This is a genomic window from Flavobacterium sp. GP15 (genome assembly GCF_014281985.1).
Classification (GTDB): domain Bacteria; phylum Bacteroidota; class Bacteroidia; order Flavobacteriales; family Flavobacteriaceae; genus Flavobacterium; species Flavobacterium pygoscelis.
This window is the reverse complement of sequence record NZ_JACFTC010000004.1, coordinates 74,375-100,020: the sequence shown is the minus strand read 5'-3', so window position 1 is coordinate 100,020 and position 25,646 is coordinate 74,375. Positions and strand designations below refer to the sequence as shown.

Below are 25,646 nucleotides of genomic sequence, written 5' to 3'. Positions count from 1 at the left end.
AAGTAAAAATTAATGTGAATTCTTAAAGAGTTATCAATCTGTATTATGAAGCTGAATCGACTGATTTAATCTTCTTTTTTTTAACTTCTGTTTAACTAAAATAAGTTTTAATGAGACAATTAATTGTTTAATTTTATAAAAAATTAAATTATGAAAAATCTAGTATTAATAGCGAGCTGTGCTTTGTTTATGTTTAGTTGTCAAAATCAAGCACAATCAAAAAAAACAAAAGCTAACATGAATGAATCAGCAGTAGTTGCCAAAGAAAATATTTATCAGTTTAAAGTGCAAGATTTATCAGGAGATATGTTTGATTTTGCCACGCTGAAAGGTAAAAAAGTATTGATTGTAAATACAGCTTCAAAATGTGGTTTAACCCCACAATACAAAGATTTAGAAGCTACTTATAAAGAATACAAAGACAAAGGTTTTGTAATAGTAGGATTTCCTGCTAATAATTTTGCCTCACAAGAGCCAGGATCTAATAAAGAAATTGCTGCTTTTTGTCAGCAAAATTATGGTGTATCTTTTCCTATGATGGACAAGATTTCTGTAAAAGGAGATGATATGGCGGCAATCTATCAGTTTTTGACTCAAAAATCTAAAAACGGTTTGCAAGATTCGAACGTAGAGTGGAATTTTCAAAAATACTTAATTAATGAAAAAGGAGAGTTAGAAAAAGTAATTGCTCCTCGTACTTTAGTTACTTCTCCAGAAGTTATAGACTGGATAAAAGCATAATTACAAAATATAGATTTTCAAAAAAAGCGATTTACAGTTTTATGTAAATCGCTTTTTTTTTGATTAGGATATTATAATAAATTAAAACTTTTCGTTTCTAAAAATTTCAGCTACAGCCGCTTCGTAGTTTCGAATACTTTGTGCTTTTTTAATTTTCTTTAGCACTTTATGAGGATTAGAAAAAGTAGCAGAGAAATATTCCCATAAATGATACATTTTTAATAAAATGTGAGTCGAACCAGATAGGGATTCGCTGTATATGGCATATAAAGTATCGTGAAAAGCATTGAATAATTCAATCTTATTTTCAGGATATTCAATCGTGTTATTTTTTATCATGCTTGGCAAAAAGGGATCAGAAATCAATCCTCTACCAATCATCCAGTGATCAATGCTAGGAAAACGCTGTTGCATTTCATGAAATTTAGTCACAGATGTAATATCACCATTGTAATAGAGTTTGTGCTTGGTGTTGTCAATACATTGTTGAAAAGCGTCCAAATGAACACCACCTTTGTACAGTTGTTTGCCAATACGGGCATGAATCGCAATATTTTTTATAGGATAGGTGTCTAAAATAGGTAAGACATCAAGGATTTCTTCACTGTTTTCATATCCCAAACGCATTTTCATAGATACAATAATATCAGATTCAGAATGCGCTCTTTGTAGAACGTGATTAATTTTTTCTGGATTACTAATCAAACCAGAACCCATTCCGGATTTAGTCACCATTGGATAAGGACAACCTAAATTCCAATTTAATTCTTTGTAACCTAATTCCCGAACATATTTTGCTACGAATAAAAATTCGTCAGCATCATTTGTGATCACTTGCGGAATAACTTCTAAATCGAGATTATTCTCAGGAAGTAAGTCTCTTTCGTAAGAAGGTTTGATCACCATTTTACCATTTAATCTGATGTAAGGAGAGTAAAAAGTATCAATGCCACCAAAAAGTTTATTGTGGGCATTTCTAAAACGAAAGTCGGTAAATCCTTGTAAAGGAGAAGAAAGTAGGGTATAGTCCATGAAAAATTTAATTGTGCAAATATACTATTCTTTCTACACTTCTGTTTTTTCTGGGAGTAATAACTTTTTATTCCAATATCAATTGCATAAAAACAGAGTCCAACCAACGATCAAATTTATAACCTGATTCCTTGATGATTCCTGCGGTTGTAAAACCAAATTTTTCATGAAAATGCACACTGCTTTGATTCTCAGCATCAATTACTGCAATCATGGTATGAATATTTTGATTTTTAGCAAGATCAATTAATTCTTTAAGGAGTAATTTTCCAATTCCTTTTCCGTGTTGATTTTGATCTACATAAACTGAATGTTCGACGGTAAATTTATAAGCTTCCCGAAAGCGGAACTCACTATACATACCAAAACCAACTACTTCTCCGTCTAATTCAGCTACAATGACAGGGAATTTTTTTGCGATTTTATCTTCTAGAATTGCCTTTTGCTGTTCTAATGTTCGTATGTTATAATCATAAAGTGCAGTAGAATGAAGAATGTTGTAATTAATGATCGTTAAAATCGCTTGGGTATCATTAGTAATATAGGGTCTAATAGTAACAGACATAGTATTTTATTTAGTATTTAATTGTTTTAGCAAGGTATCGGCGTCTTTTGTATTCCAACCCATTTCTTTTGTAATTGCAAGTGCATTTTTAGCGTAAAGTTGTGCTGATTTTTTATCTTTAATTTTAACATATAAACGAGCTAATACCAAATTTGCTTCAGCAGAATTGTTTAATTCAATTGCTCTTTTTCCCCATTCAATTGCCTTTTTTAAGGCGGTAATATCTTTTATTTCAGTTTGATATATTTGAATAATTTCTACCAGTTTACTGGCTGTATTCCAAACGTATTTTTCGGTTCCTTCCAATGTAGTTTTTTGATATAAACCCCAGTTTTTAGTGCGTTCTGCTATTAATAAATCATATGAAAAAATAAGGGAATCTATTTTTTGTAATTGAATGGTTTTTGCAATTGCTCTTTTTTGAAAGTAAGCAATGCTATCAAGATTTATGGTGTAAGGTTGCAATAATTCTGAAACAATATTAGTGATTTTTGCATCCACTCGTTGTGGTGAGGTTATTTTTTCAAATTCTTTTTTATGGTTTAATACGTATTGAAATTCACGAGACTGAATATCAGTAACACCATTCGAAATAACGCGCCAATTGGTTTCTGAAAGCAATTGCTGATCCGTTTGAGTCTCTAGATAAAGATGTGTTGGTTTTGATAACTCGGTACGATCTGCTCCTTTTCTAAGGGTTTGAATATAGGCCAAACAAGTAGTTACGTTACTTGGATCATTCAAAAACTGTTTTTCTAAATACGGCAATTGTAATTTAGGGTTTAAAGCATTCGTAGCTTCATTCATAAAAGTTTCTGTTTTCATCTCTCCCTTTATACTATACAAAAGAGTTTCATTATCATCTATAAATAAAAAAGTTGGCAAACCATTGGTATTATATTGCTCTTTAATTTGTTTTCCCTCTTCTTTTTCGATGTCTTTCCAAATAGAGATGTAATTGGTATTCATAAAAAGTTTGACTTTAGGATCGCTAAAAACTGTTGCTTTCATCGTGTTACAGTGGGGGCACCAAGTAGCATAAAGCATAATAAAAACAGGTTTATTTTCCTTTTTAGATTGCACAAGGGCTTCCTTATAACTTATTTCGGTGGGATTTAAGTTTGCTTGTGACCAACTAAATTGAAACAAAAAGTATAGTGAAAAAGTGAAAATAAAACGCATAATGAATAGAATTATCGGTTATTTAAAATGAATCTCAAAAATAAGAAAACTAATCTACAATAAGGAATAAGCTGGCTAACTTTGTATCTTTACGTTTTTAAAAAATGAATTCATGATTTACCCCAAAATACCTTTAGCGCAAAGCATTATCGAACTTTGTTTGGCTAAAGGAATCACGACTATAGTAATTTCTCCCGGCTCTAGAAACGCTCCTCTAACAATAGGTTTTGTAAACAATCCCTCATTTCAGTGTTACAGTATTGCGGATGAACGCGCTGCAGCATTTTTCGCATTAGGAATGGCACAACAAACCAAGCAGGCTGTGGCTTTAGTATGTACTTCAGGATCTGCATTACTGAATTATTATCCGGCTTTTGCAGAAGCATTTTACAGTCAAATACCATTGATTGTTATTTCTGCAGATCGTCCGCAAAGTAAGATAGATATTGGTGATGGGCAAACTATTCGTCAAGAAAATGTTTTCGAAAATCATTCGTTGTACAATGCTAATTTGCAAGAAAATGTTTCTGAAGAAAATGACGCTAAAATAAATTTCGCCATAAATACAGCATTATTAAAAAAAGGTCCCGTTCACATTAATGCTCCTTTTGAAGAACCTTTGTATCAGACGGTTTCTGAACTTTCTGTAAATGTAGTTTTAGACGTATCGGAGGATTTTCTTCCAATTCCTGTTGTAGAAGATTTATCAGAATATGGCAAAATTTGGAACCAATCCAGTCGAAAAATGATTTTGGTGGGTGTAAATGATCCAAATGCTATTGCTGAAACTGCTATTAACTTTCTTGCAGCAGACGAGTCGGTTGTCGTTATGACTGAAACGACCTCTAATTTGCATCATTCTACTTTTATAAACAACATCGATACCATAATTACGCCTTTTACAGATGCTGATTTCGATGATTTTCGTCCAGAGATTTTAGTGACTTTTGGCGGAATGATTGTTTCTAAACGGATTAAGGCTTTTTTACGAAAATACAAACCCAAACACCACTGGCATATTGACACTTTGAGAGCTTATGATACTTTTGGAGCCTTAACAAAGCATTTTGAAGTTGATCCCAATTATTTTTTTGAAGCTTTTTTTCCATTGGTAACCGAAGTAAGAAGTGATTATTTTATCAAAATGGATAAAGTAAAAAAATTACGGGAAGTAAAGCATGAACTTTATTTAGATAAAATTCCTTTTTCTGATTTTGTAGTTTTTGATACAGTTATTAAAAGTTTGCCAAAAAATTCTCAGTTACAAATAAGCAATAGTTCTGCCATTCGATACGCGCAGCTAATTGATATTGACCCAACTATCGAAGTATATTGCAATCGAGGGACAAGCGGTATTGATGGTAGCACTTCTACGGCTATTGGTGCGGCTGTTGTCAATGATAAACCAACTGTTTTTATTACCGGAGATATTAGTTTTTTGTATGATAGCAATGCACTTTGGAACCAATATATCCCAAAGAATTTCAAAATCATAGTAGTAAATAATGGTGGTGGTGGAATATTTAGAATATTGCCAGGACACGAAGAAAGTCCCGTTTTTAATACTTTCTTTGAAACTTCTCATTGTTTAACTGCGGAACACTTAGCCAAAATGTTTGGTTTGGAATATAGTGTAGCTAGCGATCAAAAAACTTTAGAAACAAGTCTGAATGCTTTGTATAATCAAAATCTAAAACCATGTATTTTAGAGATCTTTACACCCACATTGGCGAACGATAAAATTTTGTTAGATTATTTTAAGGAGTTGGTTTAATTATTTTATTTTTCTCTTAAAATAGATATTTAATTGTTTAAATTTGAGAATATAAACTAATTACTAAAACTAACCTTAAAATTTTATTATGAGTGCAAGAGAAGAATTAATTGTAAAGTATGCAGCCGATTTGAAAGACAAATGTGGCGTTACTCCAGATATGGATTTATTAACGAAAGTAACCATTGGTTGCGGACCATCGATTTATAATGCCGATGCTGCAACGGTTGCAGGAAGTCAACAAGCAGAATTGGATACGGTGAAGAAAAATTTCCTGATTAAAAAATTAGGACTTGCGGACGGACCCAATTTGGATGCCGGAATCGATGCCGTTATGGAAAAATACGGACGTTCTAATAGAAACAAATATAGAGCAGTAGTATATTATTTATTAACTGTTCACTTTAAAAAAGAAAGCGTTTACAATTAATTGAGACATTTCTAAATGTAAAAAGCGTTCGACTCTTTAGTCGAACGCTTTTTTTTATCTCTAACTTTTATTCTTAATTATAAATCTCAAAGAAATATTTTTTCGCTTTTGATAATTGTTTTTAACGAACTGGTACAGGAAAAACAGGTAAGCTAGAATGTCCCAAAGCATCAATAGTTTGAACAGCAAAGAAAAAATTATCTTTTGAATGAGGAATTTCTATTTTGGTGTCTTTTGTAAAAATTGTTTTTTCCCACTGTGATGAGGATGTTTCTCTAATAAGAATATTGTAACCGAAAACTTCTTTGCCTTCTGGAGCTTTCCAAACCAAAGTCGAAAAGTTAGTTAAGTCTTTTACCTCAATTCCTACGTTTGTTGGCGCTTTTGGCGACCATGCTAAATTGCTAAAAGTAGCTAAGTTAGAACAAGTCACTTTTTTTAGGTATTCAAAATCCATAAATTCAGGAAGATCACCATATTGAATGTTATTTTCTTTTCTTACATCTTGGTGTTGGTGATCAAAGTTTTCGTTCATTTCACAAAAACGAATTGCTGTAAATCCATTTTGACTGAAGGGAGTGTGATCGCCACCACGAAGAAAACGGTCGTTGCGATACACTAATTTAATATCTAATTGATCTACATATTGATTGGTAACCGTTTTAATATAGCGTGCTAATTGTCTTGATGGACTGTCATTGTCGCGATTAGTTGATTTGCGCATTTTAGATTCTGCTTCTGTCTCTAAATACGGAATTGTTTCGCTAAAAACGCGAACTTGTGTATTGTCTCTTAATAAAGTACCGCTTGACAAACTGTTTCCAATCATATCATTATTAATCATAGCAACTACATTCCATTTTCCTTCCTTTGCTGCATCAGCTAAATGTTTGGCTCCATACAATCCTTGTTCTTCTCCAACTACTGCAACAAAAATCAATGTAAAAGGAAATTCTCTCTTGCTCATTATTCTAGCAAGCTCCATCATTGCAGCAACTCCCGAAGCGTCATCGTTAGCGCCTGGCGCATCAATTTTTGCATTCATGACATCAGATGCACGAGAATCTAGATGTCCACTGATAATTAATACGCGATCATCATTAGGATCGGTACCTTTTAAGGTAGCCATCACATTTCCTAGCTCACTGTCGGCAGCAATCCGTTTTCCATCCGCTTTAATCGTAAAAAAATCGATTTTCGAAGTTAATCTTCCGTTAGAGGATAAAGCATATTTATCAAACTCTGATTTAACCCAACGTTGTGCTGCTCCAATGCCGCGCGTATTACTTTTGGTATCGCTCAAGGTGTGTCGCGTTCCAAAAGAAACGAGCTTTCGAACCGTTGCTTCCATATTTTCCGATTTTACTTCGGCAACCATTTTTTTTATTTCAGGATCATCAACTGTTGTCTGAGCGTAAGTGGTGTGAGATACAATTGTAAGTAGTAATAAGTAGCAAATTGAGGTTAATTTCATAAGTGGTATTTTTAGTTTTCTCAAAGTTAATAAAAAAGTAAAATAATAGGGAACCGAAATTAGTTTTTAGTATTTGTTGAACGCTAATCATTCTTAGGAAAAATTCTAAAGAAGTTGGATGAATTAAAATAGGACTTTATATTACAATAAAATATCCCACCTTTTCAGAATGGGATATTGAAAATATAAAGTGTAAAAAATGTTATTTAGCTTTATATGCACTTATTCAAGTACTTTTTTTACTCTTTCAACGGTATCTAACTTTGACAAAGTTAATCTTACGATGCTATCTTCCTCAGCATGTAAATCATGAGGGACATTGGCCTCTAACGATATTAAATCTCCTGCTTGTAAAATCATTTTTTCATCGTTAACACCAAAAGTAATTGTCCCTTGATGAATTTCTACTGTAATAGGAAAGCCTGCTTTATGCTCTTTCATGGCTTGTCCTTTTTTAAATAAAATTCTAATTTCCTTTGCTGTATCTGTTTCCATCATTACTTTGATAGCAACTTTGTCTTCATTGTATTGAAGATCTTTTCTTAAAGAGGCAGTTTTCATTATTTGAAATACGTTTTATAAATTAATAAGTGTTTGTTTATTTGATCAAAACTTTCTTGACATTCTTTCAAATCAGAAGAAGGCAAGGTTTTTAATAAATCTTTAATTGGAATTAAAAAATTATGCAACTGATCATGTGCTGCACCAGTCATTGTGCATTTTTGAAAAATCATTTTAAAATCTAATTCTAAATTCTCCGTAAGTTTTTTGTATGCTTCAACATTATCCTTTTCAGTAAATGAATTCATGGTTTGTTGCATTTTTTCTACTCCTAAAGTTGTTTCTGGATTCGCAATCCAACGTTCGCCATTGTCCAATAAAAGGGAATGATTTTCGGAATCATGTTGTTCTTCTATTTCTTTATTTTCGGTGGTTGGGCTCGCGGACTGAATTTCCTTATTCTGTCTTTTACAAGAATAAGCAGTGGAAAGCGCTACAATTAGAATTATAGAAAGTGTAATCTTTTTCATGATCGTATTATTTTTGATTTTTAATTGTAAAATAGGACTGATTTACTAGTAAATACTAGCGATTTAATTAATCTTAAAAATAGGAGTTTATAAGTTTAAATCAAAATTATTTCTTAATTAAATCTTTGTACCTTTGTGCCTTATATAGTCGATAAAGACTAAGAATTTTAAGAAAATGATTGAAATAGGAAAATACAATACGCTTACCATTTTACGAGATACCAAAGTAGGTTTGTTTCTTGGAACACCCGATACGGATCCAGAAGGAATACACGATATACTTTTGCCAAACAAATATGTTCCAAATGAATTTGAAATAGGAGAGGAGCTGATTGTTTTTGTGTATTTAGATCATGAAGAGCGTCCCGTTGCTACTACATTAGAACCTTATATTTTACTGAATGAATTTGCCCTTTTGAGAGTGAATTATGTCAATCAAATTGGTGCTTTTATGGATTGGGGTATGGAAAAAGATATTTTAGTTCCTTATAAAGAGCAAGCGCGTCCTATGGAAAAAGGAAAACGTTATTTGGTTTACCTTTATATGGATGAAAAAACAAATCGTTTAGTAGCTTCTAGTAAAACCAATCAGTTTCTAAAAAATGAAAATCTTACCGTTGAAAAAGGCGAAGAAGTAGATTTGATTGTCTCGCACATTACAGAAATTGGAATTAATGTAATTATCAACGAAAAGTACAAAGGACTTTTATACAAAGATGAAGTTTATGATGATGCCATTCGTACAGGTGATCGCATGCGAGGATATATAAAGACGATTCGTCCCGATAATAAAATAGATGTAGCACTACAAGTTCAAGGATATGAAAGTATAGAGCCTAATGCCGAAAAAATTCTAGACGAACTCAGAGCCAGTAGAGGTTTTCTGCGATTAACAGACAACTCTCATCCAGAAGATATCAAAACAGTTTTGAAGATGAGTAAAAAAACCTTTAAAAAAGCGATTGGTGCACTCTACAGAGAAAAATTAATCGAAATTAAGGAAGATGGAATTTACTTGGTAAAAGAATAATAAAAAAGAAAGACTAATCAAAAACGATTAGTCTTTCTCTTTTTAATGCCTTTTTAGAATTTTAAATTCGTAGTAGCAGTAAAATAATAGAAGTTTAAAGTAGCTTTATCCGCCTGCAAAATAATAGTACTATTTTTTACTATTTAAAATGTAATAACTTAAGCGTAAATTACTTTAAAGATTTTTTTTTGTCTTTATTGAAACAATCGTTTGCTTGATAGTCTTTATCTAAGTTCACAGTTAGCCATTGGTTGTTTTTATATATTGAAAGAATATTTTCTAAATTATTTTTATTAATGCCTCACTCATGTAAGCACAAGAAAATAAATCTTTTTTTTAACCGTAGGTGTTACTTTTTAGAATTTCCTAAAATAGCAAATGATGGAATCAAATACTCATTTCTCCCTGTTTTTGAAATACTATAATTTTTTATAAACATAGAAAAAGGAGCGACAACATTTTTTAGTGTTTGCAATACATTCTTTTTTTAAGTTAATAAATCAGTGTAGAATCAATAATTAAATCGATAAATAATTGGTATTTATTAGATTAGCTTGTTATAAATTTAAAAATAATTTCAATTAGTAAGCGTTAAAAATTACTTTATCAGTTGATTTTTAACATTTTAGCCTCTTTAATCAGATAAGGATTACTACAAGCTTCTTCTAATAGAATAGATATACTGCGAAAAATGATTTATTTTTACGCTAAAATAATTTAAATCAATAATCATGGATTGGATTACTGCCAAAGAATACGAAGATATCACTTATAAAAAATGCAATGGTGTTGCCAGAATCGCCTTTAATAGACCGGATGTGCGCAATGCTTTTCGCCCAAAAACGACTGCAGAGTTATACAATGCTTTTTATGATGCACAAGAAGACACTTCAATAGGAGTAGTTTTATTGTCTGCTGAAGGACCGTCATCAAAGGACGGAATTTACTCTTTCTGTAGTGGTGGCGATCAAAACGCACGTGGACACCAAGGATATGTAGGAGAGGATGGGCAACATCGTTTGAATATTTTAGAAGTGCAACGTCTCATTCGTTTTATGCCAAAAGTAGTTATTGCTGTGGTTCCTGGTTGGGCTGTTGGTGGCGGTCATAGTTTACATGTAGTTTGCGATCTTACTTTAGCTAGTAAAGAGCATGCTATTTTTAAACAAACGGATGCCGATGTAACTAGTTTTGATGGAGGTTACGGATCTGCCTATTTAGCCAAAATGGTCGGACAGAAAAAAGCACGTGAGATTTTCTTTTTAGGACGTAACTATTCTGCTCAAGAAGCTATGGATATGGGAATGGTAAATGCGGTTATTCCGCACGATGAATTAGAAGATACGGCGTATGAATGGGCTCAGGAAATTTTACAGAAGTCGCCTATGGCCATTAAGATGTTGAAATTTGCAATGAATCTTACGGATGACGGAATGGTTGGCCAACAAGTTTTTGCTGGCGAAGCTACGCGACTTGCCTACATGACTGAAGAAGCCAAAGAAGGTAGAAATGCCTTTTTAGAGAAAAGAAAACCAAATTTCGAAAAAAAATGGCTTCCTTAATATAATCATCAAATTTTAAATTTCTTAAGAGTATTCCACTTTGATTGTATTGTGAAAGCAAAAGTATTGGTGTAAAAAAATGCTAAATTGAGATTCAATAATTGTACTCTGAAATGCGAAATCAAATTTAAGCCTTTGATTATTTGCATTATTGAAAGAATAGCTTCTTGTTAAAAACAAATAAAATTAAATGGAAAATTTTACAAACAAAACAATTGATATTAAACAACTTCCTAAATTTGAGGAAGTTGTTTTTACAGCTTTGCATCACAAATATTTTAGAGTGGTTTTGATTAATTTAGGGATAGTGATTGCTTTATTTATATTGGCTCCAATGGTTCTTTCAGTTATTAATCCAGAACTATTCTCTGGAAGAGTTTGGTTAATTTTAGGAATGGTAATTCCAATACTTTTGATTTTTATTGTATCCTTTTCCATTATTGGATTTCGAAAAAAAGGATTTGCCTTTAGAGAGCATGATGTATTGTATAGATATGGTGTGATAGCAACAAATACAATTGTAATTCCTTATAATAGAGTACAACATGTTGCCTTACATGAAGGGTTTATGTCACGATTTTTTGGTTTAGCCAAAATTGAAATCTTTACAGCAGGTGGAAGTTCTAGTGATATTGCAATTCCCGGAATAGCCAAAGAGGAAGCCGAAAACATAAAACAGCTGTTAATGGGTAAAATACAAAAACAACTGTAATGAAACACGACTTTAATCAACCGCAACGACAATCTCCAATTGGCGTTTTGGTTATGTTTGTTGATACCCTGCAATTATGGGCTCGAGGTTTATGGCCTGTTTTACTTGTTTATATTGTAAAATTTAAGGATCTAAATACGATTTACCTTGGTCTTGGAATCGTTTCGTTTTTACTAATAATTGCTTTTGTTGCTTATTTAAAATTCTTGAATTTTAAATTTTATTTAGATGATAAAAATGAGGAGTTTGTCATAAATGAAGGGATTTTAAATAAAAAGAGTACCATTATTCAATTGGATAGAATTCAACAAGTCGATATTAATCAGTCCTTAATTCAACGAATTATAGGCGTTTATGAACTTAATGTTGACACCGCAGGAAGTGCCAAAAAAGAAGGTAGAATTCGCGCTATTTCACATACACTTGCGCTTAATTTAAAAGCAAGATTGCTAGAAGGGAATGCTGTAAATGAAAAAGAAATAAGTGAAGAAGCAACAGTTCATAACTCAATTAATCAAAATCAACCTTTTGTAAAGATTAGCTTTCTAAGTTTGTTAAAAGTTGGAATTACAACCAATTATGTAAAAACGTTAGGTTTAGTTTTAGCCTTTATAATGACAATTTTTGATAATGTAAAAAGAATAATTCCAGAATATGAAGTTGATGACGAACAATTAGAAAACTTTGTTGACAGCCAATCGACTATTCAATATGTTGGATTTGTTTTTTTAATACTGATATTGTTGATATTGATTATCAACTTAATTCGCGTTGTTTTTAAATATTTTGACTATAAAGTAACCAAGCATAAGAATTCTTTGCTATTATCATTTGGATTACTAAGCACTAAAAGCACAATAGTCAAGCCAGAAAAAGTACAAATTGTTACGGTAACTCGAAATTATTTCCAGAAAAAATTTGATATTTTAGAGATAAAAATAAAGCAAGCAACGAGCAGTGATACTGATATTAAAAAAGCAATTATTGAAATTCCTGGTTGTAACGAAAAAGAGAAAATAGCTATTTTTAAGCTTTTATTTCATATCCTGCCTGAAAAAGGAATAGTATTAAAACCAAACTATCGCAAATTGGTTTTTTCAATTTTCTTGTTTATTATACTTCCGGTTGGGCTTTTTTTTATTTTTGCTTTTTATTTAGATCCAACCTTGCTAACTTATAGTTATGTATTGCCGTTTTATATTGTGTTTATTGGACTCGTTTTGTGTTTTGGATTTTTAAATAATAGACTTTATATTAATGACAACTTTATTATAAAACAAAGTGGTGCTTGGGATATTGATAACGCAATTATTGAAACTTCAAAAATTCAAGGGGTAACCACTTCGCAATTATTTTGGCATAAAAGAGTAGACATTGGTTCTGTAATTATTCATACAGCAGGAGGGGATTTAGCCTTTCAATTAGGTAATTTTACAGTGATAAAACAATATGTCAATCAATGGCTTTACGAAATTGAAACTTCGGATAGCAATTGGATGTAATTAGGATATTAGGGTTTTTATTTCTAAAAACACACCTTATCACTGATGGCTTAAAAGCCAAAATTTTTAAAAAATAGCATACCTTCGTGGTAAAAATAAATTGAATAAAATGAAACATTGGATTGAAGCAGCGCGTTTGAGAACATTACCATTATCGGTATCTGGAATAATTGTAGGTAGCATGTATGCCTTGCGTCCTACAGATAATATAGAAACGCCTACAGATGTTTTTAGCTGGACTATTTTTGGTTTAGCAATATTAACGACTTTAGGACTGCAAGTGTTATCAAATTTCGCTAACGATTACGGAGATGGTATAAAAGGAACAGATAATGCCGATCGAGTAGGACCACTACGCGCCATTCAAAGTGGTGCGATTTCGCCTCAAGCCATGAAAAAAGGAATTATAGTAACTTCATTCCTTACTTTAGTATCAGCAATAACCTTGATTTATTTTGCATTTAGCGATACTAATATTTGGTATTCTTTATTCTTCTTGGTATTAGGAATAGCAGCAATTGCTTCGGCTATACGCTACACTGTTGGTAATAGGGCGTATGGATATCGTGGCTTTGGCGATATTTTTGTATTTGTGTTTTTTGGGTTAGTGAGTACAATTGGAGTAAACTTTTTATATTCTGAACAATTGGATTTTGATTTGTTTTTGCCAGCAGCGGCTATAGGTTTGTTAAGTACAGGAGTATTGAATCTAAATAATATGCGTGATGAGGCCTCCGATAGAAAATCGAATAAAAATACAATTGTTGTTCAAATAGGCGGAGAAAAAGCAAAGAAATATCACTTTTTTTTAATCATTACGGCAATGATTTTAGTTGTACTTTTTGCAATTTTAAGTGACTATCGTTGGGATCAATATTTATTTTTATTGGCATATATACCTCTAGTAAAGCATTTAAATACGGTGTATAAAAATAAAGATGCCAGAGCTTTAGATCCAGAATTAAAAAAATTAGCACTTAGTACATTTGTACTTTCTATTTTATTAGCGTTGTGTATGGTTTCTTTAATTCCAGATTTGGTAGTGAATTTATTTTTAGGAGGAAGATAAATTCAAGTTATAATATCAAACTTCCTTTTGAATATTAATTGAGTTTTAATAGCATTTGCAAAATATAATTCGAATATCTAAATTCAAAAAAATTACAATTAATAAATTTTAATCATACTGTTTACTATTAGCTTTATCTAAGAGAGCTTTAGATATAATTTAAAACAAAATCATATGAAAATAACTTTTTACGGTCACGCGTCTTTAGGAATTGAAGTAGCGGGTAAGCACATTCTAGTAGATCCTTATATTTCTGCAAATCCAAAAGCAGCACACATTGATATTAATACGTTACAAGCCGATTTTATTTTATTAACTCATGCACACGGAGATCATATTCTAGATGTTGAGGCAATTGCTACTAGGACGAATGCGGTAATTATTTCAAATGCTGAAATTACAACTTATTATGCCGCTAAAGGCTTTCAATCCCACCCTATGAATCATGGCGGAAGCTGGAATTTTGATTTTGGTAAACTAAAATATGTAAATGCAATTCATTCTAGTTCTTTTCCCGATGGCACTTATGGAGGTAATCCTGGAGGTTTTGTTATCGAAAGTGAACATAAAAACATTTACATCGCTGGCGATACAGCTTTAACAATGGATATGAAACTGATTCCAATGCGTACCAAACTTGATTTGGCCATTTTGCCAATTGGTGATAATTTTACGATGGATGTCGAAGATGCTATTATTGCTTCCGATTTTGTGGATTGTGATAAAATTCTGGGTTATCACTACGATACATTTGGTTACATAGAAATTAATCATGAAGACGCCATTCGCAAATTCTTTAATAAAGGAAAGGATTTAATGTTATTAGAAATAGGCGAATCAATAGAATTGTAATTTTATTCGGAGCTATTCCAGCTATCCGTTGCAATCTTTTATAAAGTTTCTAGCCTTCAAAAGGCTAGAAACTTTATAAAAGGATTTTCACTTCTATCTGGGCTAAAATCATCTTAATTAAGAATATGAATACTATAAAAGGACTTTTTTTGCTGCTAACAATGTTTGCTTTTCAAATTAATTTAGCACAAAAAGACGGTTATTGGGATAAAACGCGTGCTACAAGCGAGGAAATTACTGTTTCTGCACGAGAGCGAATTATTATTAAAACACAAGATTTTCCGGAAGGAACTACCGAAGTTGTTTTTAGAATAACATTATTGGATAAAAACCAACAAATGGCGGGTAGTTTGGTTTCTGTTCTTAAAGCCATTCCTGATCCCACCGGAATTTCCCAAGGTTCTGCTGGAGCAGTTTTTATTCTTTCTAAAATTTCAGGAGACGACAAATGCAAATATGCCATTTTCTCCTCTGCAGATTTAGCTACAAAATACAAAGAAAACGGTAAAACAGAAAACGCCTGCTTAGTACAAGATACACCTGTTAGTAAAGATGCTAAACTTCTTTCAACTGATAAATCGGCCTGCATGAAATCAAATTCAAGTAATTTATGGTTTGGATTTGAAAGCAAAAATTGGATCATGAATCAGAAAGTAGTTCTAGAAGTAGTTCCTTGGGTTGATAATAAGTTGAGTCGTGGCTGGACAGCAGAAAATAGAAAATCTATTATCGATCAGTGTAAAACATCTAATCTGGCTCAAAAAATGAGTAATTCAGATGATTTTTGTGTCTGCATTTTAGATAAAATACAATCGAAGTATAAGTATAAGGAATTTCAAAAATTATTGGCTGTAGAGCGCGCTAAAGCATTTAAGGATTTTGGCAACAGTTGTTTTGGCGAAAGTACTCTTTCTTCAGCTGTTTATGAAGATTTACGCAAACAAGCAGCCTCATTATCAAAACAAGGGAAACCTGGTGAAGCAATTACTAAATTAGCAACAATAATTAATGATAATAAAGCCAATGCACTAGATTATAACGCTATTGGAAACAATTATATTTTGACCAAACAATACGGAAAAGCAATTAAATTTCTTAAAGAAGGCGAGAAGCTCGATGAATCAGAATTATTAATAAAATTAAATTTAGCACACGCTTATTTATTAAATGATAATTATTCAACTGCCAAATCTATTTATAAGGAATACCAATATCAAAATGTTACAGATAGCTTGAGTTGGACTGAAAAGATAAAACAAGACTTTGAGATATTTAAAAAGGTTGGAATAGAAAACGACGATTTTAAAAGAGTATTAAAGTTGTTCAATTGATTTTTTAAAAAATGAACTTCACTCTTAAAGCATAACCGAAAATTTTTATAAATGCTCTTTTGAAAATTATAAAAAACATAATCAGCTTTGCAGCTAAGAAAATATGAAAGCAACCTATCATAAATATATTCTAAATTTCAAACGTCCTTCAGGTACCTCTCGTGGTGTAATGAATGAAAAAGAAACTTGGTTTATTGTACTTGAAAAAGAAGGAAAAAAAGGAATAGGCGAATGCGGAATTCTCAGAGGATTAAGCATTGATGATCGACCTGATTATGAAGCAAAATTAAAATGGACTTGTGATCATATACACCTCGGAAAAGATCTGCTTTGGGAAGCACTTTTGGAGTTTCCTTCCATACAATTTGGAGTTGAAATGGTCTTTGAATCTTTAGTCAGTGAAAACCCTTTTTTACTCTTTCCTTCAGACTTTACAAGTGGTATAAAATCAATTCCAATAAACGGATTGGTTTGGATGGGAACAGAGGCTTTTATGAAGGAGCAAATTCAAGAAAAATTAGCCGATGGGTTCAAGTGTATCAAGCTCAAGATCGGTGCAATAGATTTTGATAAAGAGTTACAATTATTACGCTTTATAAGGCAGCATTTTTCTTCAGAACAAATAGAAATTCGAGTTGATGCTAACGGCGCATTTAGTTTAGATTTAGCTTTACATAAGTTAAATCAATTATCTGAATTTGAACTACATAGTATTGAGCAGCCAATCGCAAAAAACCACACTGACAGTATGGCAGAGTTGTGTAAAAACACTCCTTTTCCTATTGCTTTAGATGAAGAGCTAATAGGTGTGTTTACATTAGCAGAGAAAGAAGCTTTAATACTCAAAATAAAACCACAATATATCATTTTGAAGCCTAGTTTTATTGGTGGTTTTCGAGGGACACAAGAGTGGATTACTTTAGCTGAAAAACACAAAATAGGGTGGTGGATTACCTCAGCTTTAGAGAGTAATATTGGATTAAATGCAATCGCACAATGGACTTTTTTGCAGCATAATTTAATGCCGCAAGGATTAGGAACTGGCGCACTTTATACCAATAATTTTGACTGTCCGTTACAAGTAAAGCAAGGACAATTATGGTGCGAAAAAGAAGTGGATTGGAAATTCGATTTAAACGGATAATGAAATGTAAAATGTTTTTTTATAAATAACTTATTCCTTAAAATTAGTCTGATTTTAAAGAGCAGGAATTACTAATCCTATAATTTTAACAACAAAAAACCATTACAAATAGTACTATTTGTAATGGTTTTTTGTTGTTAAATACGATCATTATTTTTTTTGACTTTAAAATTTGGAAAAATCTAATGAGATTCGCTGTATTTTTTTAAGGATGCTACAGCTTGTTTTTCTACTTTTTTCTGGAAAAATCCCGTCCAACCTAATAGATATCCTGTAATTCCAAATGCTTGTTTTGACCATTTCCAAATGTCAAATTGATCCGTTTGTTTAATAATTAATCCCTCTTTAAATTGAAACTCAGATAAAACTGTATTGACTACAGTTCGTTGGTTTTTACCAAATTTATAGGTAGCAATCCATCTTACAGATCCTGTATATTCGTCTGCTTTGATAACAGAAAATTCAATTTTCATGTTTCCTTTACTCTTCTCAGTTAGCATTTTCCACATTTCACAAACCTCATTCCCCTTTAATAAGCCAAAAGCAGGATCCCTAAATTGAATGTTTACATCATAGTTTTTGCACATAGTTATAGCATCACCATTTGAAAAAGCGGTGTAAAATTCAATAAGTATATCTTTGGTTGTTCTCATTTTTATAAATATAATTGAAAGTAAAAATACTCTATTTTTTCAAATATAAATTTGATTAGATTTAAAAATTTGTAGAAATAAACTGATGCAAAATTTAATTTTTAAGAAAAACACGAAGAATTAAAGTGTTTTTAAAACTGTAAAGAGGTACTCTCAAAGTTTCTGGAACCAAAAAAAAGGATAGATTTTTAAATTTCTATCCTTTTAATTTTATTTCTCTAATTATAACATTATTTGTTAGCAGGAATTATATCAATAATTACCGTACGATTATAAAAACGTTCTTCTGGAGTTTTATTTTCAAAAGGAGCTTTACTTTCATTTTCACCATATCCAGTTACATCAAACTTTACGTCTTTTGTTTCTATTTTAGCCAAAGCATTTTCTATGATTTTTTTTGTATCGTTAGCACGAGAAAGTGATAACGTTTGATTGTACGCTTCTTCACCAATAATGTCGGTATGTCCTTTTATAATTACTGTTGCACCAACAGGGATTTTAGGCGCTACGACATCAGTAAGATATTTTTCATACATTTTGATAGCTTTAGAATTATTGAATTCATAAATAATACTATATCTCGTACCTTCTACCATTTTTGCAGGAGTCCAAAGTACCATATGAACTGGAGTTTCTTTCTCTATAATTTTACCGCTTTTGGTTTGACCAATCATTTTTACAGTATAATCACCTTCTGGGCGATTTCCTAAAATTGATTTTCCAGGAATTTTAACTTCATCTTCTGTATAAGGCCCAAAAGCTTGAGTTTTTCCTTTTTCGTCAGCTATTTGTAAAGACCAAGAAGACAATGCTTCTCCAGCTCCTTTGTTATCAAAGGTTAAATAGCTTTCAATTGGTGCTTCTTGTGACGATATGATTTGAACTGGTTTTAATGGTGCATCAGGGCCACTTTGAAATTCCATTAATAATTCTGGCGCATTACTTTCAATAGAAACTCTTCTATCTCCTTCACGTAATAAAGCTAATTCTAGCGTTCCTCCTGGCTGTTCCGAAGGAATACTTGGTTTTTCTTGCCCTTTGGTAACGATTCTAGAAGTATTTATATCAAACACATTTACTAAGTAGCTTTTAACTGTTTCTGCCATTGCAAGTCCATCGGTATTACCATTGCTTGATGAACCTACTAAAGTTATCGAAGTAGAAGGGTTTTGTTGCATACGTTCTCCAAGAATATTTAAAACGTTATAATAAACTGTCATTTGACGTTTAGAACGGTCAGAAATATTTTTAGGAGCGAATAACTCCAATTGATTTTCTTTAAAATTAGCTGCTTGAGTTTTATTTAAAACAACATAACGATTTGGAATTTCAGTAGATCCTTCATTAAAGAAAACATAGTTTCTTAAAGGAAAAATTTCAGTCATTCTACTTTCTCCAGGAATATTGTTAGGAGAGGTTACTGTAAACTGAACTTCACGATCTTTTACAATATCAGTAGCTTCTTGAATGTTTTTTCCTTGTCCCATTTTAAGAGCTACACCCGCTCTAATAGTAGTAATATTTAACGTTTCAGTGGAACGTGGATTTTGTCCAAAATAAGGCTGGAAAGAAACAAAAGGAGATAAAATAAATTGTGTTTTTTTACCCTCTGCTGAAAGCGGAATATCATATCCTGCTCCAATTTGCATTGAAATAAGCGTTTTTTTGACGTTATCTAAATCACCTGTAACTTCTGCCGGAGCAACTTGATTAGGATAAGCTGGATTAGCGCCTAATTGATATTCAAAAGATTTATCTACATTGAAAGCAAAACGCGGACCACCATAGATGTATAAATTTGATTTGAATGGTGTAAAACGTAAACTTGGTTCTACAGTAATATAACTCAGTTTTGTCTTTAAATCAGCAGGACAATCGCAGGCTGTTTTTACAGAGTCAAAAGAACCTTTTCTACTGTCATAACCTGCTTGTAACATAACTCCCCATTTAGAATTGGCAGGAAGATATTCTATTAAAGGGGCAACAAAAAGTCCTATACCATTCCCTTCATGAAATGTAGCTGGAGGGGTAAAACTCGCATTTAACTGATTAGTAGAACCGCGGTAAAAATTAAAATTGGCTCCGCCAGCAACACCAAAAAGCCATGTAGGTTTTGCATATTTTAACTCCTGCGTTTGTTGTGCTAAAATTTCATTTTGAATACTGAAAAATGTCAAAAAGGCTAGGGATAGACTTTTGATGGGTAATTTGTTAAAAGGCCTTACATAAAAGGAGCTTTTTTTATCGATATTTATATTATTCATGTCGTTAATTTTTTATGAAGTTTACTACTTTCACCACACTTTAGAGCGTGGTGAAGTAGTATTTTATATTTAGTTATTAGGAACGTTAACAGTTGTGTTTACCATTGTTACAGATGCTATAAGAGAAATAGCTCTACCATTAAGAACTGTTTGTGCAGCGTTTCCTGAAGTTGAGAATGTAACTCCAGAATTAGCAATTATAGTTCCTACCATAGTTCCTCCACCAGCACCATTAATAGTAGCTGAAGTTCCTACGTACCAAAATACATTTTTAGCTAAAGCTCCATTTTTCATTATAATACTTTTAGCTCCTGTTGGACCTGCAATACCTACAGTAAGTCCAGCTGCAGTTTGAAATATCCAAGTAGCATTAGGATCTCCTTGTGCATCTAATGTTAGATTGCCATTACTTATTTTGAAAGTTCCGCTAGCCGCTTTATATACACCTGGCGCTAATGTCAAACCACCTAGTTCGCCCGCACCAGGATCTATACCACCTGGTTTTGATGCTGGAGAAATACTCAAGTAAGCTGCATTTGCATCTAGAAATCCTTGGCTTGCTATTGCAAATGAAGTTGCATTACCTGGAGCAGGAGGTGCAGTATAAATATGACCCGTAACATTCCCTACATTTAGAGGCGTTTCAGTATAAACAGCATTAGCATCATGAAATCCTGTTACCAATGTTGAAGCGGCAGTTGTTCCAATACTTCCATTATTAATAACGGTATTTAATCCTTGATTTGTTATACCAGCGTTTCCACCAAAAGCACCATAAATTGCTGCTGTACCCAAATTAATTGTTGGTGGTAAAACTACAACAGGAGGTGTTAGTGTAGTTGTAAAATTCCAAACATAATTAGTTGCTAATGGAATTCCTGAAGCACTTTTAGCAGCTGTAGTTATAGTAGCTGTGTAAACTTTACCTTCTTGTAAGGCTACAGTTGGATCAAATGAAGCAGTTATCCCTGAATAAGATACTGTTCCTAAGATTACTGTTGTACCTTGTTTTAATGTAAAAGTAGTTGCATTTATAGTTGTTGGATCCATAGCTAAACTAAAGTTAGCTGTCACCGTTTTAAGTAGATTTACATTTACCGCATTGTTTAAAGGATCAGTAGCAATAATAGTAGGACTAACACCTGTTTTAAAATCCCAAGAATAATTAGCTAATAATGCCGTATCTAAAGTATTTTTTGCTGCATTAGTGATGGTTGCAGTAAAAGTAGTATTTGCATCCAAAGGCAATGTTGGTGTAAATGTTACTGTTGTACCGCTATAAGAAATAGTTCCTGGTACATTGTTCAAACCTTGTTTTACAGTAAAACTTGTTGGATTTAGTGTCGATGGATTCATCGGCATACTAAAAGTAGCGGTAATTGCTTTGTTGAATACTACATCGGTAGCGTTACTTATTGGATCGGTACTAATTACAATTGGTCTCAAAATTAAACCAGTTGTAAATGCCCATACGTAATCAACTTGTAGTGCGTTTCCTTTTAAATCTTTAACAGATGTTTTAACTCTTCCTGTATAAGTAGTGTTCTCAGCTAATGGAGATGATGGTGTAAACAAAGCTGTTTTGCCCGAGTAGGTTAAAATTCCTGCTACTGAAGTTGCACCAACCAAAGTAACTGAACCTTGATTAAAACTTGCTGCATCCATCTCTTCATTAAACGTGATTGCAATGACACTATTAGTTGGCACTGCTACAGCATTTGATACTGGATTTGTCGATTCTACGATAGGACAAATTCCTGCAACTTGCTCGAAATCATCACTTGCACATCCTGAAACTAATGCAATAAAAAAAATTGCATAAGTTAATATTAAATTTTTTGTCTTCATTTTTATTATTTGGAGTTTAATTATTTATACCCCAAAGGTTCATTATATTAAGACTGGAAGAGTTATAGTATTAAATATAAAACTTGTTAAATTCACTTATTTATTGTTTTTTAATTAAATTAAAACGAAATAATCAAAGGAGTTAGTAATTAGAAATAGTCTTTATTTTTAGTTTAGAGTATCAAATAAAAAATAGTTCAAATCAGATAAAAAATAAAGCTATTTAAAAATTTATAATCATCGTTTTTATCTATGGTGTGTTATATGGATGAAGTATTAAAACAAAAAAACTTTCCATAATAATATGGAAAGTTTTTTTATTTAAGAGAATTTCGTTGCTTGTGTTTAATTATTAAATTAGTCACGAAGCATTTCATTATCTATAGTTTTCTCGGTTTTCTTAGTTACCACATTTGTAATTACAAATTGCAAAAGTGTTCCTAATATCCTTTTTACTGGATTATGTGTCGATCCAACTAGCACTTTTTTTGTTAAATATCCGGAAGCAATACCTATTACGTTACTGAGAACATTTCCTCTAAATTCTGATGACTGAGTCATTTGTCCAAAGGCTTTTTTTATTATGTTCACAGGTTTTAAACTTTCATACGTATAATAGTACTGATCTTTAAGTTCTAGTAATTCTTGATCTTGCTTTAATTTTAATAAATGTATGGCTTCTTTAAGCGTTGTTGTGTGATTATTTTTCATATTAACTTTTTTTAAGCATTCTTACAATAATAAAGTTACTCACTCGTACTTTAATCAGCGCATCTCTAAAAAGATAAATCAAGATCGATATTAGTAGATAAAAACTAGAAACTGCAAAAAAGCCATAATATACTTTTCCAAGCAATTCACCAATCCATATAGAAAGACCAATGTTTACTAAAAAGGCAAACATTCCAAAAACAACAGAAACGGCTATTCGAGAAATCATTGACGACAATACATCAGCCGTTTTATCAACTGCTTGTAACTTCATTAATTCTACTGTAGTTCTAGTGTAATCCTCCGCTTTGTCGAAAAGCATTTCTATTGTTGATGTGTTGTTTTCCATGATATAATTTTTAACATACTTATTATTGAAATTTTACTATGCGATTAGCTATTTTTAATTTCGCTTTTTGCTTCGTAATATTTTGATTTTCCTTCTGCTAACAAGTCTTCACCTTCTTTTTTTGCATCGTTCAATTTTGATTTACCATCAGCAAGTAAAGATTCGCCTTCTTTCCAGATTTTTTCGTATTTGTTACTAATAGAACCTAATAAACTGTCTAGTTTATCTTTTAATTCTTCTGCATAATCATTGCTTTTATCCATTATTTTTCTTCTAGTTTTGTCTCCCTTTTCTGGTGCAAACAATACTCCTAATAATGCTCCTACTGCAACTCCACCTAAAACTCCTAATATTACTTTATCTGCTTTCATAATTATTGATTTTTATTATTAAATTTTTTTACTTTTTTTTAAATTTTTAGTTATACACTTCTACCAGAGATAAGTCTGAAAAGTATTGCTATTACTGCAATTACAAGAAGTATGTGAATAATTGATCCTACACTGAAGGCGAAAAAACCGATTGCCCAAAAGATCACTAATATTACTGCTATTGTATAAAGAAGATTCCCCATTTTTTTATTTTTTAAATTGATTATTTATTATTTTTGGTTTAAACTTTTCTACCAGAGATAAGTCTAAAAAGTATTGCGATTACTGCAATAACAAGTAGAATATGAATGATTGATCCTGCACTGTATGCAAAGAATCCAATTGCCCAAAATATTACTAATATTACTGCAATAGTGTAAAGTAAATTTCCCATGATTTCTAGTTTTTGTGGTTAGTTAATAGTTAATTTTTTATTAGTTTAATCTCAATCCAACATAAACGCTCAAAACACTGTTTTTTGCATCTGGAAAAGTATAATTTGTTCCACCGTAGTTTCTTTCTTTTCCTACGTTAGTCAAACCATAGTTGTAACGAACTCCAAAGTTTACAACATCTAAATCAACTCCAACACCTCCAGCAATACCAGCATCAAACTTGTTGAAATCATTAGTATCTAATTCGCTTTGAGAATTAAAAAGGTTAGAATCGTTTGTTGTTTTTCCGCTAACCATATAAGCTGCGTAAGGTCCAACGTGTACATTAAAATTGTCTGTAATATTCATTACTAACAATACTGGAACTTCAATATAATTAGTATTAAATTTTGCTGTTCCTTTTACACCAAGTGTGTTGTAAACTAATTCAGCTCCTTTAGTAGTATAACTAATCTCTGGTTGAATAGCGATGTTATTTGTAATTGGAAATTTAGCATAAACACCTGCGTTAAAACCAGTCAATACATTATTGTCGTCTACATTATCTGCATAAAGATTTGAGAAGTTTACTCCTCCTTTAAAACCGTAAGACGCTGTTTTGTCCTGTGCGTGAATACCTGTTATAGACATTAGTCCTAATGCTAGTGATGCGAAAATTAAATTTTTTGACTTTTTCATTTTATTAGTTTTTTGTTTGAATTACTATATTACAAATATCCGCATCTTATATAAGGTTATTGTTACAATACTTTTTCTTAAATTTATAAAATTCACACTTAGATAATTTAGAGGCAATAAAAATTATATTTAATAATCTATTATTCAGTTAGTTGTAATAAAAAAGGCGAGTATTAACTCGCCTTTTAGATTTATTTTTTGTCTTTTACTGTGAAGTTTTTTAGTGATTGTCCTAAATCATCCATGTCATGTCTGAACTCTTTTTTGAAGGATTGCCAATCACTATTAGTGTCATTTTTATAAACCTCTAATTTATTTTTAATCTCTTTGTTTTTTTCTTCTAATTCTTGAATGTTTTTAGAATACTCGGAATCAATTGTTTTTCCTGTTTTCTTTAATTCTGCCTTCATTTCAGCAATTCTAATTTCGTTTTGTTTGATGGTTGCATTTGTACTGTCTTTAAATGCTTGCCATTCTTGCTCTGTTGCTGCTCTTCTTGCATCAGATAATTCAGCTTTTGCATCATCTAGATTCTCTTTTGCATTTTCTACGTTTTCTTTTGCTTCAGCTTCTTGTTTAGATTTGTCTTGACATCCTACTAATACAGTTGCAACAATAAATGTTGTTAAGGCTAAATTTAAAATTGTCTTTTTCATGATAAATTATTTTAAGTTATTTAAATAGTTTTGTTTTAATTTTATTTTTTGTTTATAATTAAACCTATTGCATTAAAAGAAAATAATTCTAAAAATTATTTTTCAAACAATTACGTTGAATTTGTAATACAAAGTTGAATCATTTTAACTAAAAAATAATTACATAACTTTTATTAAAACTTATCTTATTTACTGATTGTAGTTTCAAAAATTAAAATTTAATATTTATACGCTTAAGAAAATAGTAAATGAAAAGGAGTTGAAATTTTTATAATATAAAAATAGTAGTT

Annotated in this window: 28 protein-coding genes; 11 read left to right on the top strand and 17 right to left on the bottom strand. The window is 31.6% G+C overall.

Annotated features, from left to right (window positions below):
- Positions 1 to 150 precede the first annotated feature (150 nt).
- Positions 151 to 741, top strand: a complete 591-nt coding sequence (locus tag H2650_RS10060) for a glutathione peroxidase (RefSeq protein WP_188050677.1) — start codon at positions 151 to 153, stop codon at positions 739 to 741.
- An 81-nt stretch (positions 742 to 822) separates the two neighbouring features.
- Here the strand turns inward: H2650_RS10060 and H2650_RS10055 are convergent, their stop codons facing one another.
- From H2650_RS10055 to H2650_RS10045, 3 genes are all read right to left on the bottom strand, one after another.
- The gene (locus H2650_RS10055; protein ID WP_188050676.1) at positions 823 to 1,773 is read right to left on the bottom strand and encodes a tRNA-dihydrouridine synthase; all 951 of its coding nucleotides are present in this window, start codon (positions 1,771 to 1,773) and stop codon (positions 823 to 825) included.
- Positions 1,774 to 1,840: 67 nt separating this feature from the next.
- Positions 1,841 to 2,338 (bottom strand): GNAT family N-acetyltransferase, encoded by a 498-nt coding sequence (locus tag H2650_RS10050; RefSeq protein ID WP_188050675.1) that lies wholly within the window; start codon positions 2,336 to 2,338, stop codon positions 1,841 to 1,843.
- 6 nt (positions 2,339 to 2,344) lie between these two features.
- Positions 2,345 to 3,520, bottom strand: coding sequence for a thioredoxin family protein (locus H2650_RS10045; RefSeq protein ID WP_188050674.1), 1,176 nt, complete (start codon positions 3,518 to 3,520; stop codon positions 2,345 to 2,347).
- A 112-nt stretch (positions 3,521 to 3,632) separates the two neighbouring features.
- Here H2650_RS10045 and menD point away from each other — a divergent pair, with 112 nt between their 5' ends.
- Entirely contained in the window at positions 3,633 to 5,294 is a 1,662-nt protein-coding gene (gene menD / locus H2650_RS10040) for a 2-succinyl-5-enolpyruvyl-6-hydroxy-3-cyclohexene-1-carboxylic-acid synthase (RefSeq protein WP_188050673.1), read from the top strand.
- Positions 5,295 to 5,382: 88 nt separating this feature from the next.
- Positions 5,383 to 5,724: a DUF2853 family protein gene (locus H2650_RS10035; protein WP_188050672.1), complete on the top strand. Its 342-nt coding sequence runs from the start codon at positions 5,383 to 5,385 to the stop codon at positions 5,722 to 5,724.
- A 121-nt stretch (positions 5,725 to 5,845) separates the two neighbouring features.
- Here the strand turns inward: H2650_RS10035 and H2650_RS10030 are convergent, their stop codons facing one another.
- From H2650_RS10030 to H2650_RS10020, 3 genes are all read right to left on the bottom strand, one after another.
- Positions 5,846 to 7,198: a M28 family metallopeptidase gene (locus tag H2650_RS10030; protein ID WP_255462867.1), complete on the bottom strand. Its 1,353-nt coding sequence runs from the start codon at positions 7,196 to 7,198 to the stop codon at positions 5,846 to 5,848.
- Positions 7,199 to 7,420: 222 nt separating this feature from the next.
- Positions 7,421 to 7,759, bottom strand: coding sequence for a cupin domain-containing protein (locus tag H2650_RS10025; RefSeq protein ID WP_188050671.1), 339 nt, complete (start codon positions 7,757 to 7,759; stop codon positions 7,421 to 7,423).
- Complete coding sequence (locus tag H2650_RS10020) at positions 7,759 to 8,229, bottom strand: hypothetical protein (RefSeq protein WP_188050670.1); 471 nt, start codon at positions 8,227 to 8,229, stop codon at positions 7,759 to 7,761. Before H2650_RS10020 ends, H2650_RS10025 begins: the two co-directional genes overlap by 1 nt.
- Positions 8,230 to 8,404: 175 nt before the next feature.
- On the opposite strand from H2650_RS10020, the gene H2650_RS10015 reads away from it, so the two are divergent.
- Entirely contained in the window at positions 8,405 to 9,259 is an 855-nt protein-coding gene (locus H2650_RS10015) for a S1 RNA-binding domain-containing protein (RefSeq protein ID WP_188050669.1), read from the top strand.
- A gap of 349 nt (positions 9,260 to 9,608) precedes the next feature.
- Here H2650_RS10015 and H2650_RS15885 read toward each other — a convergent pair whose 3' ends face one another.
- On the bottom strand, positions 9,609 to 9,734 hold the full coding sequence (locus H2650_RS15885) for a hypothetical protein (protein ID WP_255462866.1): 126 nt from the start codon (positions 9,732 to 9,734) through the stop codon (positions 9,609 to 9,611).
- 256 nt (positions 9,735 to 9,990) lie between these two features.
- Here H2650_RS15885 and H2650_RS10010 point away from each other — a divergent pair, with 256 nt between their 5' ends.
- The 7 genes from H2650_RS10010 (at position 9,991) to H2650_RS09980 (ending at position 17,431) form a co-directional block, all read left to right on the top strand.
- Complete coding sequence (locus tag H2650_RS10010; RefSeq protein WP_188050668.1) at positions 9,991 to 10,821, top strand: 1,4-dihydroxy-2-naphthoyl-CoA synthase; 831 nt, start codon at positions 9,991 to 9,993, stop codon at positions 10,819 to 10,821.
- 190 nt (positions 10,822 to 11,011) lie between these two features.
- Positions 11,012 to 11,533, top strand: a complete 522-nt coding sequence (locus H2650_RS10005; protein WP_188050667.1) for a PH domain-containing protein — start codon at positions 11,012 to 11,014, stop codon at positions 11,531 to 11,533.
- Positions 11,533 to 13,035 (top strand): PH domain-containing protein, encoded by a 1,503-nt coding sequence (locus tag H2650_RS10000; RefSeq protein WP_188050666.1) that lies wholly within the window; start codon positions 11,533 to 11,535, stop codon positions 13,033 to 13,035. Before H2650_RS10005 ends, H2650_RS10000 begins: the two co-directional genes overlap by 1 nt.
- Before the next feature lie 109 nt (positions 13,036 to 13,144).
- Positions 13,145 to 14,104, top strand: a complete 960-nt coding sequence (gene menA / locus H2650_RS09995; protein ID WP_188050665.1) for a 1,4-dihydroxy-2-naphthoate octaprenyltransferase — start codon at positions 13,145 to 13,147, stop codon at positions 14,102 to 14,104.
- A 174-nt stretch (positions 14,105 to 14,278) separates the two neighbouring features.
- Entirely contained in the window at positions 14,279 to 14,956 is a 678-nt protein-coding gene (locus H2650_RS09990) for a metal-dependent hydrolase (protein ID WP_188050664.1), read from the top strand.
- 125 nt (positions 14,957 to 15,081) lie between these two features.
- Positions 15,082 to 16,287, top strand: coding sequence for a M48 family metallopeptidase (locus H2650_RS09985; protein WP_188050663.1), 1,206 nt, complete (start codon positions 15,082 to 15,084; stop codon positions 16,285 to 16,287).
- 103 nt (positions 16,288 to 16,390) lie between these two features.
- A complete protein-coding gene (locus H2650_RS09980) occupies positions 16,391 to 17,431 on the top strand; it encodes an o-succinylbenzoate synthase (protein ID WP_188050662.1) in 1,041 nt (346 codons plus the stop codon).
- Positions 17,432 to 17,613: 182 nt separating this feature from the next.
- Here H2650_RS09980 and H2650_RS09975 read toward each other — a convergent pair whose 3' ends face one another.
- The 10 genes from H2650_RS09975 to H2650_RS09930 form a co-directional block, all read right to left on the bottom strand.
- Positions 17,614 to 18,084, bottom strand: coding sequence for a nuclear transport factor 2 family protein (locus H2650_RS09975; protein ID WP_188050661.1), 471 nt, complete (start codon positions 18,082 to 18,084; stop codon positions 17,614 to 17,616).
- Between the two features lie 230 nt (positions 18,085 to 18,314).
- Positions 18,315 to 20,348, bottom strand: coding sequence for an OmpA family protein (locus H2650_RS09970; RefSeq protein WP_188050660.1), 2,034 nt, complete (start codon positions 20,346 to 20,348; stop codon positions 18,315 to 18,317).
- 69 nt (positions 20,349 to 20,417) lie between these two features.
- The gene (locus H2650_RS09965; protein WP_188050659.1) at positions 20,418 to 22,196 is read right to left on the bottom strand and encodes an Ig-like domain-containing protein; all 1,779 of its coding nucleotides are present in this window, start codon (positions 22,194 to 22,196) and stop codon (positions 20,418 to 20,420) included.
- A 357-nt stretch (positions 22,197 to 22,553) separates the two neighbouring features.
- Positions 22,554 to 22,907 (bottom strand): hypothetical protein, encoded by a 354-nt coding sequence (locus H2650_RS09960; RefSeq protein ID WP_188050658.1) that lies wholly within the window; start codon positions 22,905 to 22,907, stop codon positions 22,554 to 22,556.
- Position 22,908: 1 nt separating this feature from the next.
- Positions 22,909 to 23,256: a hypothetical protein gene (locus H2650_RS09955; RefSeq protein WP_188050657.1), complete on the bottom strand. Its 348-nt coding sequence runs from the start codon at positions 23,254 to 23,256 to the stop codon at positions 22,909 to 22,911.
- 44 nt (positions 23,257 to 23,300) lie between these two features.
- Complete coding sequence (locus tag H2650_RS09950; RefSeq protein ID WP_188050656.1) at positions 23,301 to 23,627, bottom strand: YtxH domain-containing protein; 327 nt, start codon at positions 23,625 to 23,627, stop codon at positions 23,301 to 23,303.
- A 50-nt stretch (positions 23,628 to 23,677) separates the two neighbouring features.
- Complete coding sequence (locus tag H2650_RS09945; RefSeq protein ID WP_188050655.1) at positions 23,678 to 23,830, bottom strand: lmo0937 family membrane protein; 153 nt, start codon at positions 23,828 to 23,830, stop codon at positions 23,678 to 23,680.
- A gap of 38 nt (positions 23,831 to 23,868) precedes the next feature.
- Positions 23,869 to 24,021: a lmo0937 family membrane protein gene (locus tag H2650_RS09940; RefSeq protein WP_121926380.1), complete on the bottom strand. Its 153-nt coding sequence runs from the start codon at positions 24,019 to 24,021 to the stop codon at positions 23,869 to 23,871.
- A 40-nt stretch (positions 24,022 to 24,061) separates the two neighbouring features.
- Positions 24,062 to 24,700 carry a porin family protein gene (locus tag H2650_RS09935; RefSeq protein ID WP_236023930.1) on the bottom strand — a complete coding sequence of 213 codons (639 nt, stop codon included), beginning with the start codon at positions 24,698 to 24,700 and terminating at the stop codon, positions 24,062 to 24,064.
- A 191-nt stretch (positions 24,701 to 24,891) separates the two neighbouring features.
- A complete protein-coding gene (locus H2650_RS09930) occupies positions 24,892 to 25,356 on the bottom strand; it encodes a hypothetical protein (protein ID WP_188050654.1) in 465 nt (154 codons plus the stop codon).
- Positions 25,357 to 25,646 lie beyond the last annotated feature (290 nt).